The sequence below is a fragment of the Burkholderia aenigmatica genome, assembly GCF_048627025.1.
Lineage (GTDB): Bacteria > Pseudomonadota > Gammaproteobacteria > Burkholderiales > Burkholderiaceae > Burkholderia > Burkholderia aenigmatica.
Genome location: NZ_CP184469.1, coordinates 3,061,224 through 3,074,783, shown reverse-complemented (window position 1 = coordinate 3,074,783; position 13,560 = coordinate 3,061,224). Strand labels below are relative to the sequence as shown.

At 68.0% G+C, this 13,560-nt stretch carries 12 protein-coding genes; 3 read left to right on the top strand and 9 right to left on the bottom strand.

The features are described 5' to 3' along the window. Window positions 1–42 precede the first annotated feature (42 nt). A complete protein-coding gene (locus tag ACN8ZM_RS30895) occupies window positions 43–639 on the bottom strand; it encodes an MlaC/ttg2D family ABC transporter substrate-binding protein (protein ID WP_011353639.1) in 597 nt (198 codons plus the stop codon). Between the two features lie 323 nt (window positions 640–962). Between ACN8ZM_RS30895 and ACN8ZM_RS30890 the strand changes: the two genes are divergently transcribed. Both ACN8ZM_RS30890 and ACN8ZM_RS30885 read left to right on the top strand, forming a co-directional pair. After that, entirely contained in the window at window positions 963–3,596 is a 2,634-nt protein-coding gene (locus ACN8ZM_RS30890) for an MMPL family transporter (protein ID WP_420211681.1), read from the top strand. After that, complete coding sequence (locus ACN8ZM_RS30885; RefSeq protein ID WP_420211680.1) at window positions 3,589–4,584, top strand: VacJ family lipoprotein; 996 nt, start codon at window positions 3,589–3,591, stop codon at window positions 4,582–4,584. Before ACN8ZM_RS30890 ends, ACN8ZM_RS30885 begins: the two co-directional genes overlap by 8 nt. A 142-nt stretch (window positions 4,585–4,726) precedes the next feature. Here ACN8ZM_RS30885 and ACN8ZM_RS30880 read toward each other — a convergent pair whose 3' ends face one another. From ACN8ZM_RS30880 to ACN8ZM_RS30860, 5 genes are all read right to left on the bottom strand, one after another. Then, complete coding sequence (locus ACN8ZM_RS30880) at window positions 4,727–5,383, bottom strand: phosphorylase (RefSeq protein WP_230624450.1); 657 nt, start codon at window positions 5,381–5,383, stop codon at window positions 4,727–4,729. Between the two features lie 51 nt (window positions 5,384–5,434). Beyond that, a complete protein-coding gene (shc, locus tag ACN8ZM_RS30875) occupies window positions 5,435–7,408 on the bottom strand; it encodes a squalene--hopene cyclase (protein WP_420211679.1) in 1,974 nt (657 codons plus the stop codon). 15 nt (window positions 7,409–7,423) lie between these two features. Then, window positions 7,424–8,677 carry a hydroxysqualene dehydroxylase HpnE gene (gene hpnE / locus ACN8ZM_RS30870; protein WP_420211678.1) on the bottom strand — a complete coding sequence of 418 codons (1,254 nt, stop codon included), beginning with the start codon at window positions 8,675–8,677 and terminating at the stop codon, window positions 7,424–7,426. Window positions 8,678–8,690: 13 nt separating this feature from the next. Beyond that, on the bottom strand, window positions 8,691–9,539 hold the full coding sequence (gene hpnD, locus ACN8ZM_RS30865) for a presqualene diphosphate synthase HpnD (RefSeq protein ID WP_043186283.1): 849 nt from the start codon (window positions 9,537–9,539) through the stop codon (window positions 8,691–8,693). A gap of 259 nt (window positions 9,540–9,798) precedes the next feature. Next, the gene (locus tag ACN8ZM_RS30860; RefSeq protein ID WP_043186280.1) at window positions 9,799–10,131 is read right to left on the bottom strand and encodes a hypothetical protein; all 333 of its coding nucleotides are present in this window, start codon (window positions 10,129–10,131) and stop codon (window positions 9,799–9,801) included. 175 nt (window positions 10,132–10,306) lie between these two features. Between ACN8ZM_RS30860 and ACN8ZM_RS30855 the strand changes: the two genes are divergently transcribed. Further along, window positions 10,307–11,191: an alpha/beta fold hydrolase gene (locus ACN8ZM_RS30855; protein WP_089451541.1), complete on the top strand. Its 885-nt coding sequence runs from the start codon at window positions 10,307–10,309 to the stop codon at window positions 11,189–11,191. Between the two features lie 68 nt (window positions 11,192–11,259). Here ACN8ZM_RS30855 and ACN8ZM_RS30850 read toward each other — a convergent pair whose 3' ends face one another. From ACN8ZM_RS30850 to ACN8ZM_RS30840, 3 genes are read right to left on the bottom strand one after another with little or no spacing between them, the layout of a single operon-like run. Beyond that, window positions 11,260–12,198: a GGDEF domain-containing protein gene (locus ACN8ZM_RS30850; RefSeq protein ID WP_043186275.1), complete on the bottom strand. Its 939-nt coding sequence runs from the start codon at window positions 12,196–12,198 to the stop codon at window positions 11,260–11,262. After that, window positions 12,195–12,821 carry a chemotaxis protein CheC gene (locus ACN8ZM_RS30845; protein ID WP_043186272.1) on the bottom strand — a complete coding sequence of 209 codons (627 nt, stop codon included), beginning with the start codon at window positions 12,819–12,821 and terminating at the stop codon, window positions 12,195–12,197. The genes ACN8ZM_RS30850 and ACN8ZM_RS30845 overlap by 4 nt, the downstream gene beginning before the upstream one ends. Then, the gene (locus ACN8ZM_RS30840) at window positions 12,814–13,182 is read right to left on the bottom strand and encodes a response regulator (protein WP_043186270.1); all 369 of its coding nucleotides are present in this window, start codon (window positions 13,180–13,182) and stop codon (window positions 12,814–12,816) included. The genes ACN8ZM_RS30845 and ACN8ZM_RS30840 overlap by 8 nt, the downstream gene beginning before the upstream one ends. Window positions 13,183–13,560 lie beyond the last annotated feature (378 nt).

Here is a 13,560-nt window from a genome sequence, read left to right as displayed (position 1 = left end):
GGGCGCCCTTCGTCGATCCGGACTGCGGCCTGACAACGGCCGTCAGTTCGTCCGCGAATTGTGCTTCTGCAGATACGCGATCAGCCCGTCGATCCCGCCCGACGCGAGCTGGCTCTTGAACTGCCCCTGGTAGACCTGGATCAGCCACGCGCCCGACATGTCGATGTCGTAGATCTTCCAGTCGTTGCCGACCTTGCCGAGACGATAGCCGACCGACTGGCTGTCGCCCGGCGTCGTGACCGTCGACTGCACGAGCGCGTCGGCGCCCGACGCGCCGCCGGCCTTGAACGAGAACTTCGCGTCCTGGCTGCCGAGCTGCGCGAGCGACGCGGCATAGGTGCGCGTCATCAGCAGCTTGAACTGCTTGTACAGCTCCTGCTGCTGTTGCGGCGTGGCCTGCTTCCACGCGTCGCCGACCGCGATGCGGGTCGTGCGCTCGAAGTTGGTCGCGGGCAGGAAGCGCTGCTCGACGACTTGCGTGACTTTCGCCATGTCACCGCCGCGGGCGGCCGGATCGGCCTTCATCGCGGTAACGGTGCCCTCGACCGCATTGCGGACGATATCGACCGGCGCGCTCTGCGCGAAAGCGGAAACCGACACGGCGGCCGCCGCGACGAAAGCAAACAGATGACGTTTCATACGAATATCGCTCGATGAGAAAAAACGACCGGTTCATTGCACCGGCCGACGAAGCAAAGTATACCGGGCCTGACGCCTCGGTGTGCCGCCGTGACCGACTGTTACCTTTCAGCTTCGTTTGTCACAGGCGTGTAGCGGCACGTCGAAGCAGCGCGGCGGCGATTATGTAAATATCCCCTTACAAACCAGCCGGCCATCGGTATCGATTCCGCCGCTGTGAACAAATCTCCTTCCCTCCCCGAAACCCCCAACGTCACGACCGCCGCCACGCTGCGCCGGTATACTTGGCTACTTTGCCCTTGCCAGCCGCTCCCCACCGCCACATGGTGACATCTCTCATCGTCCGACTCGTTGCATGGTCGGTGCGACGCCCCGTCTGGGTCGTCGTCCTGTCGCTCGTCATCGCCGCGCTCAGCGGCGTCTATGTCGCGCAGCATTTCAAGATCAACACCGACATCAGCAAGCTCGTCGATGCGGAACCGCAATTTGCCGCGCTCGGCCAAGCCGTCGATAAAGCGTTCCCGCAACGCAACGGCACGATCCTCGCGGTCGTCGAGGCACCTGCGCCCGAATTCGCGAACGCCGCCGCGCATGCGCTGACCGAAGCCCTGCAGAAGGATGCCGAAGCCGGCCGCATCGGCCAGGTCGCCGAGCCCGGCGGCGGTCCGTTCTTCGAGCACAACGGGCTGCTGTTCCTGTCGCCGCAGGAGGTCACGGATACCACGTCGCAGCTCGCGAGCGCGCGTCCGCTCGTCAATGAACTCGCGAAGAACCCGAGCCTGACCGGGCTCGCCACCACGCTGTCCACCACGCTCGGCCAGCCGCTGCTGACCGGCCAGGTGAAACTGTCCACGATGGCGAAGCTGCTCTCGCACAGTGCCGCGACGGTCGACGACGTGCTGGCCGGCAAACCGGCCGCGTTCTCGTGGCGCGCGCTGGTCGACAGCGATGCCGCGCGGCAACCCGCGCGCGCATTCGTCACCGTGCAGCCGGTGGTCAATTACGGCGCACTGCAGGCCGGCGCGGAAACGAGCCAGGTGATCCGCGACGCGGCCCGTTCGCTCGACCTCGAGAAGCGCTTTGGCGCAGCCGTGCGCCTGACCGGCGAGCAGCCGCTCGCCGACGACGAATTCGCGTCGGTTCAAGATGGCGCGGCGCTCAACGGCGTCTTCACGCTGCTCGCCGTGCTCGTCATCCTGTGGCTCGCGCTGCGCTCGAAGCGGATGATCGGCTCGGTGCTCGTCACGCTGTTCGTCGGCCTCGTCGTGACCGCCGCGCTCGGCCTCGCGATGGTCGGCTCGCTGAACATGATCTCGGTCGCGTTCATGGTGCTGTTCGTCGGCCTCGGCGTCGACTTCTCGATCCAGTACGGCGTGAAGTACCGCGAGGAGCGCTTCCGCGATCCACGCATCGATCACGCGCTGATCGGCGCTGCGCACTCGATGGGCATGCCGCTCGCGCTGGCCACCACGGCGGTCGCGGCGAGCTTCTTCTCGTTCATCCCCACCGCGTATCGCGGCGTGTCCGAGCTCGGCCTGATCGCGGGCGTCGGCATGTTCGTCGCGCTGCTCACCACGATCACGCTGCTGCCCGCGCTGCTGCGCCTGTTCGCGCCGCCGGGCGAATCGAAGACGCCCGGCTTCCCGTGGCTCGCGCCGGTCGACGATTTCCTCGATCGCCATCGCAAGCCGATCCTGATCGGCACGCTCGCAGTCGTGATCGGCGCGCTGCCGCTGCTCGCGTTCCTGCGCTTCGACTTCAACCCGCTGAACCTGAAGGATCCGCACAGCGAATCGATGGCGACGCTGCTCGCTCTGAAGGATTCGCCGGAAGCCGCCGTCAACGACGTCACGCTGCTCGCGCCGTCGCTCGCGGAAGCCGACGCGGCCGCGAAGCGCCTCGACGTGCTGCCCGAAGTCGGCCGCACGACCACGCTGTCGACCTTCATCCCCGCCGACCAGCCGGCCAAGCGCGCGGCGATCGCCGCCGCCGCGAGCGACCTGCTGCCCGCGCTGACGCAGCCGGCCGCGCCGCCCGCGACCGACGCGCAGCGCGTCGCCGCACTCAAGCGCGTGTCGGACCTGCTGGGCTACGCGGCCGAAGATCACCCGGGCCCGGGTGCGGCCGCCGCGCAGCACCTGTCCGCGTCGCTCGCGAAGCTCGCCGCCGCGGACGCCGCGACGCGCGACCGCGCCGAGCGTGCGTTCTCCGACACGCTGCGCATCGCGCTCAACCAGCTCGCTGCGCTGCTGCAGCCGCAGGACATCACGCGCGAATCGCTGCCGCCGCAACTCGTGCGCGACTGGGTCGCACCGGACGGCCATGCGCTCGTGCAGATTTCGCCGAAGGTGCCGAAAGGCGTCGACCCGAACGACGATACGATGCTGCGCCGCTTCGCGACGACCGTGAAGGCCGCGGAGCCGGGCACGACCGGCGGGCCGATCTCGATCCTGCATTCGGCCGACACGATCATCAACGCGTTCCTGCATGCGGCACTGTGGTCGATCATCTCGATCACGATCCTGCTGTGGGTCACGCTGCGCCGCTTCGGCGACGTGCTGCGCACGCTGGTGCCGCTGCTCGTGTCGGGCGTCGTGACGCTCGAGCTGTGCGTGGTGTTCGGCATGCAGTTGAACTTCGCGAACATCATCGCGCTGCCGCTGATGCTCGGCGTCGGCGTCGCGTTCAAGGTGTATTTCGTGATGGCGTGGCGCGCGGGGCAAACCGGGTTGCTGCACTCGAGCCTCACGCACGCCGTCCTGTTCAGCGCCGCGACGACGGCGACCGCATTCGGCAGCCTGTGGCTGTCGCACCACCCGGGCACGTCGAGCATGGGCAAGCTGCTCGCGCTGGCCCTGACCTGCACGCTGATCGGCGCCGTGGTGTTCCAGCCCGTCCTGATGGGCAAACCGCGCGTCAAACGCGCCAAGAACCAATCGCAAGGAATCAATGAATAAGGTGCGAATCATTGCGGCGACCGTTGCCGCCAGCGCAGTGCTGACCGGCTGCGCGACGGGACCGAACCGCAACCCCAACGACCCGCTCGAGCCGATGAACCGGGCGATGTACAAGTTCAACGACACCGTCGACACGAACATCGCCCAGCCGATCGCGAAGGGGTACCAGAAGGTCACGCCGACGCCCGTGCGCACCGCGATCAGCAACTTCTTCTCGAACCTCGGCGATCTCGGCAATATCGCGAACAACCTGCTGCAGCTGCGCATCACCGATGCCACCGAAGATCTGATGCGCGTCGCGATGAACTCGGTGTTCGGCGTCGCCGGCCTGATCGACATCGCGACGCCGGCCGGGCTGCCGAAACATCACCAGGACTTCGGCCTGACGATGGCGCGCTGGGGCATGCCGTCGGGCCCGTATCTCGTGCTGCCGGTGTTCGGGCCGAGCACGATCCGCGACGGCGTCGGCCGCGCGGTGGACGTGCGCTTCAACCTGCTCAACTACATCGAGCCGGCGGCGCGCAACCCGATGTATATCGCGCAGTTCATCAGCGCGCGTTCGGACCTGCTCGGCGCCACCGACCTGCTGAAGCAGGCCGCACTCGATCCGTATTCGTTCGTGCGCGACGCGTACCTGCAACAGCGCAAGTCGCTGACGTATCACGGCCAGTCGTCGTCGGCCACGCCGCCGAGCTACAGCGAACCGGGCGAACCGGGTAATGCACCCGCGTCGGCACCGGCCGTACCGGGGCTGCCGAACTACGAGGATCCGGGTGAATCGGGTGGCGCCTCGGGCGCCACGCCGAGCAACGCGCCGGCCGCACCGGGATTGCCGCAGTACGACGATCCGGGCGCGGACAACGCGATGCCCGCGAGCGCGCCTGCCGCAGCCTCGGCCGCTGCGCCTGCTGCGGCATCGGCAACTGCCCCCGCCGCGGCATCGGCAACCGCGCCGGCGACGCCCGCGAGCAGTCCGGCCGCGCAGTAACGCTGCAACGGCCACCGCCGCAAAGACAAAGAGCGCTGCAGTTCACTGCAGCGCTCTTTTTTTGTCCGCGAGATCGGCGAGATCTACGAAAAGAGGAAAACCGGGAAGGGAAGAGAAGGGCAAGACCAGCGGCGCGTGCCGCTCAGGCGATCCGCATCGCGCCGGCACGCTCGAACGCGTGCCGCGCCTGGATCAGCGTCGTGCGCGCCGCGCGCGCGTCGCTCGCGACCTGCAGCAGCGGGCCGAGCTGCGACGGCTGCTTCAGCAGTTCGCGCAGGATCGGCAGGATCGCCGTGCTGCCGTCGTCGCGCAGGCCGGCCGTCGCCGCGCTCGGCAGCGTGCGCCATGCCGGATCGACGATCGCGCGGCACACCGCGAACGGGACGCCGCGCGCGGCCGCGAAGGCCGCCGCGATATGCGACTCCATGTCGACGGCGAGCGCGTGCTTCGCGTGATGCAGCGACGTCTTGTCCTGTTCGCTGACGACCGGTGCACCGACGGCCGCAATCGTGCCGCGCGTGACGCGCGCCCAGACCGGCGTGTCCTGCAGCGCGGCGACGAGCCGGGCGCTCCAGCCCGTATCGGTCTCGACGCGTCCGAACGGCCCGTCGATCGCGCTCGCGATCACGAGTGCGCCGGGCGCGAGGTCGGGCGCGAGCCCGCCCGCCGTGCCGAAGCTCACGATGCCCGCGCAGCCGCGCGCGGTCGCCTCGGTCAGCGCGCGTTCGAGCCGGTCGGCCCGTGCGGCAAAGACGGCCTCGACACCGTCGCCGCGCGCGATGCGCGCCTCGAACGCCATCCCCGTCACGGCGATGACGGGCAACGTGCCGGTGGGTTGCGGCGCCACGCGTTACAGCCCGACCGTCACGCGCGTCGTGTTGTCGCGCTTCAGGTTGCGATAGCGGGCGAGCGCCCACAGCGGGAAGAACTTGCGATAGCCGTGGTAGCGCAGGTAGAACACGCGCGGGAAGCCCGTCGCCGTGAAGCGCGCCTCGTCCCACAGGCCCTCTTCGTTCTGCTCGGCGATCAGGTAGTCGATGCCACGCGCCACCGCCGGGTTGTTCACCTCGCCAGCCGCCATCAGGCCGAGGAGTGCCCATGCGGTTTGCGACGCGGTGCTCGGCGCCTGCTCGAAGCCGCGATAGTTCAGCTTGTAGCTGTCGCCGTCCTCGCCCCAGCCGCCGTCCTTGTTCTGGATCGACAGCAGCCACTGCGCGCCGCGCTTCATGCGCGGATCGTCCGCCGTCAGGCCGGCCGCGTTCAGCGAGCTCAGTGCCGTCCACGTGCCGTACACGTAGTTCATCCCCCAGCGGCCATACCAGCTGCCGTCCGGTTCCTGCTCCTTGAGCATGTAGTCGAGTGCGCGACGGGCCGGTTCGCTGTTCAGCGGCGTCTCGCCGAGCTGCGACAGCATCGACAGGCAGCGGCCCGACACGTCGGCCGTCGGCGGATCGAGCAGCGCGCCGTGATCCGAGAACGGGATGTTGTTCAGGTAGTACTGCGTGTTTTCCGGTTCGAACGCGCCCCAGCCGCCGTCGCTGCTCTGCATCCCGACGACCCACTCGCGCGCCCGCGTGATCGACTCGCGATAGGCATCGTTCTGCTTGAGGGTCTGCGCGCGCTCCATCGCCACCGCGACCACCGCCGTATCGTCGACGTCCGGGTAGTGCGCGTTCGCATACTGGAACGCCCAGCCGCCGGGCCGCACGTGCGGGCGGCGCGAGATCCAGTCGCCGCGCACGTCGAGGATCTGCAGCGGGCGCAGCCATTCGAGGCCGCGGATCGCGGCGTCCTCGGCCCGCGCGTCGCGCGTTTCGAGCAGCGCATGCGCGGCGAGCGACGTGTCCCACACCGGCGACAGGCACGGCTGGCAATATGCTTCGTCATCCTGCACGACGAGCAACTTCTCGATCGACTTGCGCGCGATCGCGCGGTTCGGGTGATCTTCCGCGTAGCCGAGCGCGTCGTACATCATCACCGAGTTGGCCATCGCCGGATAGATCGCACCGAGGCCATCCTCGCCGTTCAGGCGCTCGTCGACGAACGACACGGCCTGGCGGATCGCGCGTTCGCGCGTGTAGTTCGGGAACAGGCCGTCGACCGCGCGCAGCGCATGGTCGACCACGCGGAAGAACGCGAACCAGCCCGCGCTCTGGTGGCCCTGGCGCGGCAGCAGTCCGGCGTTGACGGGCGGGTCGATGAACAGTTCGTCGATGCGCACGCCGCGCGGGTTCTTCGCGATCGGGCGCTTCGCGTTCAGCACGAGCAGCGGCACGATCACGGTGCGCGCCCAGTACGACACCTTCGACAGGTGGAACGGGAACCACTGCGGCAGCAGCATGATCTCGACCGGCATCATCGGCACCGCGCGCCACGGAATCGCACCGTACAGCGCGAGCTGGATACGCGTGAACACGTTCGACATCTCGGCGCCGCCCATCGCGTGGATGGCCCGGCGCGCGCGCTGCATGTGCTCGGCATTCTCGTCGTCGCCGATCACCTTCAGCGCGAAATACGCCTTCACGCTCGCGCTGATGTTCGGCGCACCGTCGGTGAACAGCGGCCAGCCGCCGTCGGCCTGCTGGATGCGGCGCAGATACTTGCCGATCTTCTGCTCGAGCTCGAGATTCGGCGTCTCGCCGAGATAGTGGACGAGCAGCACGTATTCGGCGGGAATCGTCGAGTCGGCTTCGAGTTCGTAGACCCAGTGTCCGTCCGCGTTCTGCGCGGCCAGCAGCGCGTCGGTCGCACGCGCGACGGCCGTATCGACGCCGGCCGGCACGGTGCCGGCGGACAGGGTAGCCATTTCGGTGAGATCGTTCATCGGTCCCTCTTTTACTTACTGTGTCTGGAGCACGTCCGCGGCCAGCTGGCCGGAACGGATCGCGCCCTCGATCGTGGCGGGCAAGCCGGTGGCAATCCAGTCGCCTGCCAGCACAAGATTGGTCCAGCGCGTACGCACGGCCGGACGCTTCATTTCCTGCGACGGCACCGCCGCAAAGCCCGCGCGCGGCTCGACGACGAGCTGCCACGCGGGGATGGTTTCCGGGTTCGCGCCGGTCACGCGCGCGACGTCTTCCCAGATGCGCCGCGCGAGCGTGTCGCGCGGCGTGTCGAGCCAGCGGCCCGCATCGCGGATCGTCGCCGCGAGCTGGCCGCCGCCGGTGCGCACCGCATCGACGACGCCGTTCACGACGGCCGTCTGCAGCGCATTGCCGGCCGGCGTTTCGACCGCGAAATACGCGGTCACGACCGCGCTGAACGTATCGGGTGCGGTGAGTTCGGGCACGAGCGGCTGCGCGACCTCGGGCGGCACGGCCAGCACGACGGCGTCGCCCGGCGCGAGATCGATGCGCTCGCCGCCGACCGAGACCGCGTCGACCGCATTGCCGTGCGCGCCGAATTCGAACGCGTCGAGCCGCGAGTTCAGCCGGATCTGCGCGCCGCCGTGCTGCAGCATCCGCAGCGCCGGTTCGACGAAGGCGCTGCCGAGGCCGTGGCGCGCGACGAGCGGACGGCAGCCGGGGCCGCCCGCGGCAAACGTGCCGTACAGTGCTGCGCGCGCGAGTTCGGCACTCGCATGGCGCGGCTCGACGTTCAGCACACCGAGGAAATACGGCCGCAGCCAACGTTCCCACAGCATGCCGTCGCATCGCATCGTCTGTGCGAGTGAGCGGCCCATGCGCGCGAACGCAAGCGGGGCGAGCGCGAGATAGTCAAGCGGCGTCGTGTCCGGCGCGCGCGACGCGGCATCGAACAGCCACGACGGCCAGCGCCCGTTGCCGAAGCGCAGCGTCCAGCGCTGCTGCGACGCGACGTCGACGACCGGGAATTCAGGCAGCGCAGGCCCCGCGAGCTGGTCGGCTGCGCCAATCGCGCGCAGGTAGCGCTGCGTCGCCAGCTGTCCCGCGAACACCGTGTGCAGCCCGCTGTCGAGCGTCGTGTTCAGCGTCCCGTCGAACCATGAGCGGCAGCGTCCGCCCGCCTGCGCGTGCGCGTCGTGCAGCACGATGCGTCGCCCGCGGCGTTGCAGTTCGACCGCGGCCGACAAGCCGGCAAGGCCGGCGCCGATCACGTGGACGGTCCTGGGCATCGACTCGGTCGGCTCAGAACAGCGCGTAGCGCGCGGCGATCATCAGCATGCGCGCCTTCGGCTTGCGCAGCGGTGCGCGCGGGAAGGCGAAGCCGCGTGCGATCGCGGCTTCGAGAATGCAGCGATACGCACCCGACATGATGCGCGGCGCCTTCACCTGCGCACGCGGGCAGGTATCCATCACCGCGTCGGCCTGGCGGAAATGCTCGAGTGCGCGCTCGACCAGCGTCGCGCACACGCGCGGCAGCCCCGGATTGCGCACGATCGTCGCCGGATCGGTGATCGCGATGCCTTCGCGCGCGAGCAGCTCGCGCGGCAGGTAGCAACGGTTGATCGCCGCATCGTCGTCGATGTCGCGCAGGATGTTGGTCAGCTGCAGCGCGCGGCCGAGGTGATGCGACAGCGTGATCCCTTCGGCTTCCGGCATCCCGAAAATCCTCACCGACAGCCGGCCCGCCGCGCTCGCCACGCGATCGCAGAAGAGGTCGAGCGTCGGTTCGTCGGGCGCGCAGATGTCTTCAGCCGCATCCATCGCCATCCCGTCGATCATCGCGTGGAAATCGTCGCGCTGCAGGTTGAATGCGCGGATCTCGCGGTCGAGCGCGGCCAGGTGGCGCGGCGGGCGGCCGGCGAAGCACGCGTCGATGTCCGCGCGCCAGCGATCGAGGCCCGCGTTGCGCTCGGCGCGCGGCAGGTCGCTGTCGGCGATGTCGTCGACCGCGCGGCAAAACGCGTAGACCTGGAACATCGCGTCGCGCTGCACGGCCGGCAGGATGCGCATCGCAAGATAGAAAGAACTGCTCGATGTGACGGCAGCGGCGTCGGTTTCTTGTTCGTCCACGACGGAATTGGAAACGGCCAAGACGAGCTCCACGGAGACACCCACGCGGGGCGATTGAAGAAGCCATGCCCGGCTGGGATGGTCAGGGTGTCAAATGCGTGCGAGATATGCGAACGATCGACGCAGACAGGCACAAATTACCGGCCGGAAGCCGGAATTGGGCGAAAGTATAGCAATCTTTGAAGTTCGATGGCGGACACGCGCCGCGTGCGACGGCGTGCCGGAAGCCGTTGACAGGCAAGCGCGTCCGGCCTGGGCGGGTACAGGCGCCGGCGGCGCGTCAGCCGTAAACGATGTCGCGCTGCAGGTCGAGCGCAATGAGCCCCATTTCGCGGGTGAGCTGCAGCATCGAGCGGCGTTCGAGGCGCGAGCCCATGAAACTCGTGACGCGGCCGTCGGGCTCCGCGGTGTACTGGAATGTCGCGCCGCCGGTGCCGAACCACGCGCCCGGCACATCGGGCGATTCCTGCCAGTCGATCTGCGCGAACACGCGCGCGATGCCCGCGCGCACCAGGTCGCCCGGGCCGATCGGCGGCGCGATGTCGCCGAGGTCGTCGAGCGAATAGGGGCCGGGTTTGTCCGGCCTCCGGTAGAAGAGATAGTCGACGTTCATGGGGCGCAATCGCTGGCAAAGCAACAAATTAGCGTGCTTCGCGATAAATTCAAATCAGATATGGACGAAATGTGGCCTGTACGAGACAAGAGGGACAGATCCAAGCCGGCTCGTCTGGGCGCACGCGGGTTCGTCTAAGATGACACCTTTCTCAAAATATCGATACCCGGACACCATGGAGACGAACGCAAGCGCCACCCCGCAGTCCGATCATCCCGTTTTCGTGCTCGTGCACGGCGCCTGGCACGGCGCGTGGTGCTACGCGCACGTCGCGGCCGCGCTGGCCGCGCGCGGCCACCTGTCGATCGCGCGCGACCTGCCCGCGCACGGCATCAATGCCCGCTTTCCCGCTTCCTACCTCGCACGCCCGCTCGACCCGGATGCGTTCGGCGCCGAGCCATCGCCGGTCGCGAACACGACGCTCGACGATTACGCCACGCAGGTGATGCAGGCGGTCGACGACGCCTACGCGCTCGGCCACGGCAAGGTCGTGCTCGTCGGGCACAGCATGGGCGGCCTTGCGATCACGGCGGCCGCCGAACGCGCGCCGGACAAGATCGCGAAGATCGTCTATCTCGCGGCCTTCATGCCCGCGTCGGGCGTGCCGGGCCTCGACTACGTGCGCGCGCCCGAGAACAAGGGTGAAATGCTCGGCCCGCTGATGCTCGCGAGCCCGCGCGTCGCCGGTGCGCTGCGCATCGATCCGCGCAGCGGCGACGCCGCGTATCGCGAGACCGCGAAGCGGGCGCTGTACGACGACGTGCCGCAGGCCGACTTCGAAGCCGTCGCGAACCTGATGACCTGCGACGTGCCGGCCGCGCCGTTCGCGACCGCGATCCCGACGACCGCCGCGCGCTGGGGCGCGATCGACCGCCACTACATCAAGTGCCTGCAGGATCGCGTGATCCTGCCCGCGCTGCAGCAACGCTTCATCGACGAAGCCGACGCGTTCACGCCCGGCAACCCGACCCACGTGCACCAGCTCGACAGCAGCCATTCGCCGTTCATGTCGCAGCCGGCCGTGCTGGCCGGCGTACTGGCCGATATCGCGAAGAGCTGAGCGCGGCACGCGCCGCCCGCATCCGCTCCGCGCGCAGCGGGGCGGGGCAGGCGCGATCCCGGGTGCGCCTATGCGTAGGCGACCGAACGGTCGCGCCCGAGCCGCTTCGCGCGATAGAGCGCGGCGTCGGCCTCGTTGACGAGCACGTCACTGGTCGGCGCGCCGGTCTTCGCACACGCGCCGCCGACGCTCGCCGTCACCGGCACGCTGACGCCCTCGGCATCGACCGGCATGCTGCCGATCGCATCGCGCACCTTGTCGGCGACGAGCATCGCCTCGTCGAGATTCGTGCATGGCAGCAGCAGCGCAAATTCCTCGCCGCCGAAGCGGCCGAACGTATCCTGCGACCGCACGATCGACGCGACGCGCCGCGCCGTCTCGCGCAACACGGCGTCGCCGGCCGCATGCCCGAACCGGTCGTTGATCGTCTTGAAGTGGTCGAGGTCGAACAGCAGCACCGACATGTCGCCACCGTAGCGCTGCCAGCGCGCGAATTCGTCGCCGAGCCGCGCCTCGAAGAAACGCCGGTTCGCGATGCCGGTCAGGCCGTCGCGATTCGCGTGTTCGCGCAGCTTCGCGACCGCTTCCTCGCGCTCGCGCTGCATCACGCTCACATGCGTGACGTCCGAGATCGTCACGCACACGGCTTCGACATCGCGGCCGCGCGTGAGCGGCATGAACGTGCAGTCCTGCTGCATGTAGTCGACGCCGCCCGTGATCGGCCGGTCGTGCTCGAAGCGGAACAGGTAGGGCCGCTGCTCCCACGAGCTGAACGCGAAGCTGCCGAGCTGGAACACGCTCTCGAGCTTGCGCGACAGCCATGCGCGCGGCAGGTCGGGAAAGCAGTCGAACAGGTTGCGGCCGATCACGTCGGCGGCCGGGATGCCGCTGTGGTCCTGCATGAAGCGATTCCACATCAGGACGGTCATCGCGCGATCGAGCACGAACAGGCCGAAGCCGACCCGCTCGATCACGAGGTCGCTCAGCGACGGAGTAGCGGCCGTCATAGCGCGGACAGCAACGCGTCGAGCGCGTCGCCCATCAGCCGGATCGAATCCTCGGCCATCAGCATCACGAAGTGGGCCCGGAACGCGTGGTCCTCGAGCCCGAAGTTCACCTCGAGCAGCAATGCGACACTCCAGGCCAGTTCGGTCGGCTGAAATACGTCGTCGAACGACACGTTCGCGCCGAGCAGCCCCGGCGGAAAGAACACGGGCTTGCGGCCGAGCTCGTCGAGGATCGACGCGACGCACGCGCCCATCAGCACGTTCGCGACGTCGAACACGACTTCGTCGGGCGTCGCCATCCCGCCGTACACGCCGTCACCGAACGTGCGGTCGACAACCGACATCAGCCGCGCGATGCCCGCGGTGCGGCACAGCACGATCGCCTCGCCCTTGATGTCGGAACGGAAGCCCTGGCGCACGGCGGTCACGTTGTCGTGGATGCCCGTCATCTCGCGCAGCGCATCGCCCGCGTCGGCCGCTTTCACGACCCGCACGCGCGGCACCGACAGCTCGATGAAGTGCCCGAGCAGCAACGCGAGCCGCGCGGCGGCGCGGCCCATTGCAAGATTGGCGATCTCCTGCAACGCGTCGCGTTGCTCCGCCGTGAACACCGAGTCAGGCATACAACCCATACTCCTTGAGAATGGGCAGCAACGCCTCCGACGTCACGGGCTTGGCAACGAATGCGATCGCGCCCAATTCGCGCACGCGTGCTTGCGCCTGCGGCTGGATATCGGCGGATACCACGATCACGAACGTGTTCAGATCTTCGTGGCGCAGTGTCTCCAGGACCTGATAGCCGCTCATGTCGGGCATCGTCAGGTCCAGAAACATTACGGAAGCTTTGCCGTCACGATAGAGCGCCAGGGCCTCTCGACCATTCGCGGCATACGCGACATCGACGTCCCAGCCTCCCGGCAGCGCCTTTGTCAGAAGTTTGCGAGCGAGCAGCGAATCGTCGGCAATTACAATCGGCAAAGACATGGGGCGATGCGGTATACGGAGTGGTCTCTCTCGCGTTAACGACCGCGCGGCGCATTTCTTGAGGCGCCATGCGTTCGGGCACGGGCAACCGCCTGGCGGCCGCGCGCGGGCGCATATATCTGTCATAGGGAAAGCAAGGCGCGATTCTCTGAGTAAACCAGAGGCGATGCAACTCGCCATATTCACCATTTCGAACAGAATCGATCCAAACGCACGCCATTCCGAAAACAGCCGCGACCATTTTCGAGATAAGCACGCAAAATTTTTCCTTGTGTACGTTTGCGCTGCCGGATTCGTCGCGTTTTCAATCTGACAATTTCCCCCTGTCGGAATCGACAGGGTTACTGGCGTCCGGGGCCGTGCAGCGGGCCATCGCAA

Coding starts and splice junctions, on each gene's coding strand:
- ACN8ZM_RS30840 (WP_043186270.1), bottom strand. CDS start 13,182: ATGTCTTTGCCGATTGTAATTGCCGACGATTCGCTGCTCGCTCGCAAA.
- shc (WP_420211679.1), bottom strand. CDS start 7,408: ATGAACGATCTCACCGAAATGGCTACCCTGTCCGCCGGCACCGTGCCG.
- ACN8ZM_RS30850 (WP_043186275.1), bottom strand. CDS start 12,198: ATGACGGCCGCTACTCCGTCGCTGAGCGACCTCGTGATCGAGCGGGTC.
- ACN8ZM_RS30890 (WP_420211681.1), top strand. CDS start 963: ATGGTGACATCTCTCATCGTCCGACTCGTTGCATGGTCGGTGCGACGC.
- ACN8ZM_RS30860 (WP_043186280.1), bottom strand. CDS start 10,131: ATGAACGTCGACTATCTCTTCTACCGGAGGCCGGACAAACCCGGCCCC.
- ACN8ZM_RS30885 (WP_420211680.1), top strand. CDS start 3,589: ATGAATAAGGTGCGAATCATTGCGGCGACCGTTGCCGCCAGCGCAGTG.
- hpnE (WP_420211678.1), bottom strand. CDS start 8,677: ATGCCCAGGACCGTCCACGTGATCGGCGCCGGCCTTGCCGGCTTGTCG.
- ACN8ZM_RS30895 (WP_011353639.1), bottom strand. CDS start 639: ATGAAACGTCATCTGTTTGCTTTCGTCGCGGCGGCCGCCGTGTCGGTT.
- ACN8ZM_RS30845 (WP_043186272.1), bottom strand. CDS start 12,821: ATGCCTGACTCGGTGTTCACGGCGGAGCAACGCGACGCGTTGCAGGAG.
- ACN8ZM_RS30855 (WP_089451541.1), top strand. CDS start 10,307: ATGGAGACGAACGCAAGCGCCACCCCGCAGTCCGATCATCCCGTTTTC.
- ACN8ZM_RS30880 (WP_230624450.1), bottom strand. CDS start 5,383: ATGGCGTTCGAGGCGCGCATCGCGCGCGGCGACGGTGTCGAGGCCGTC.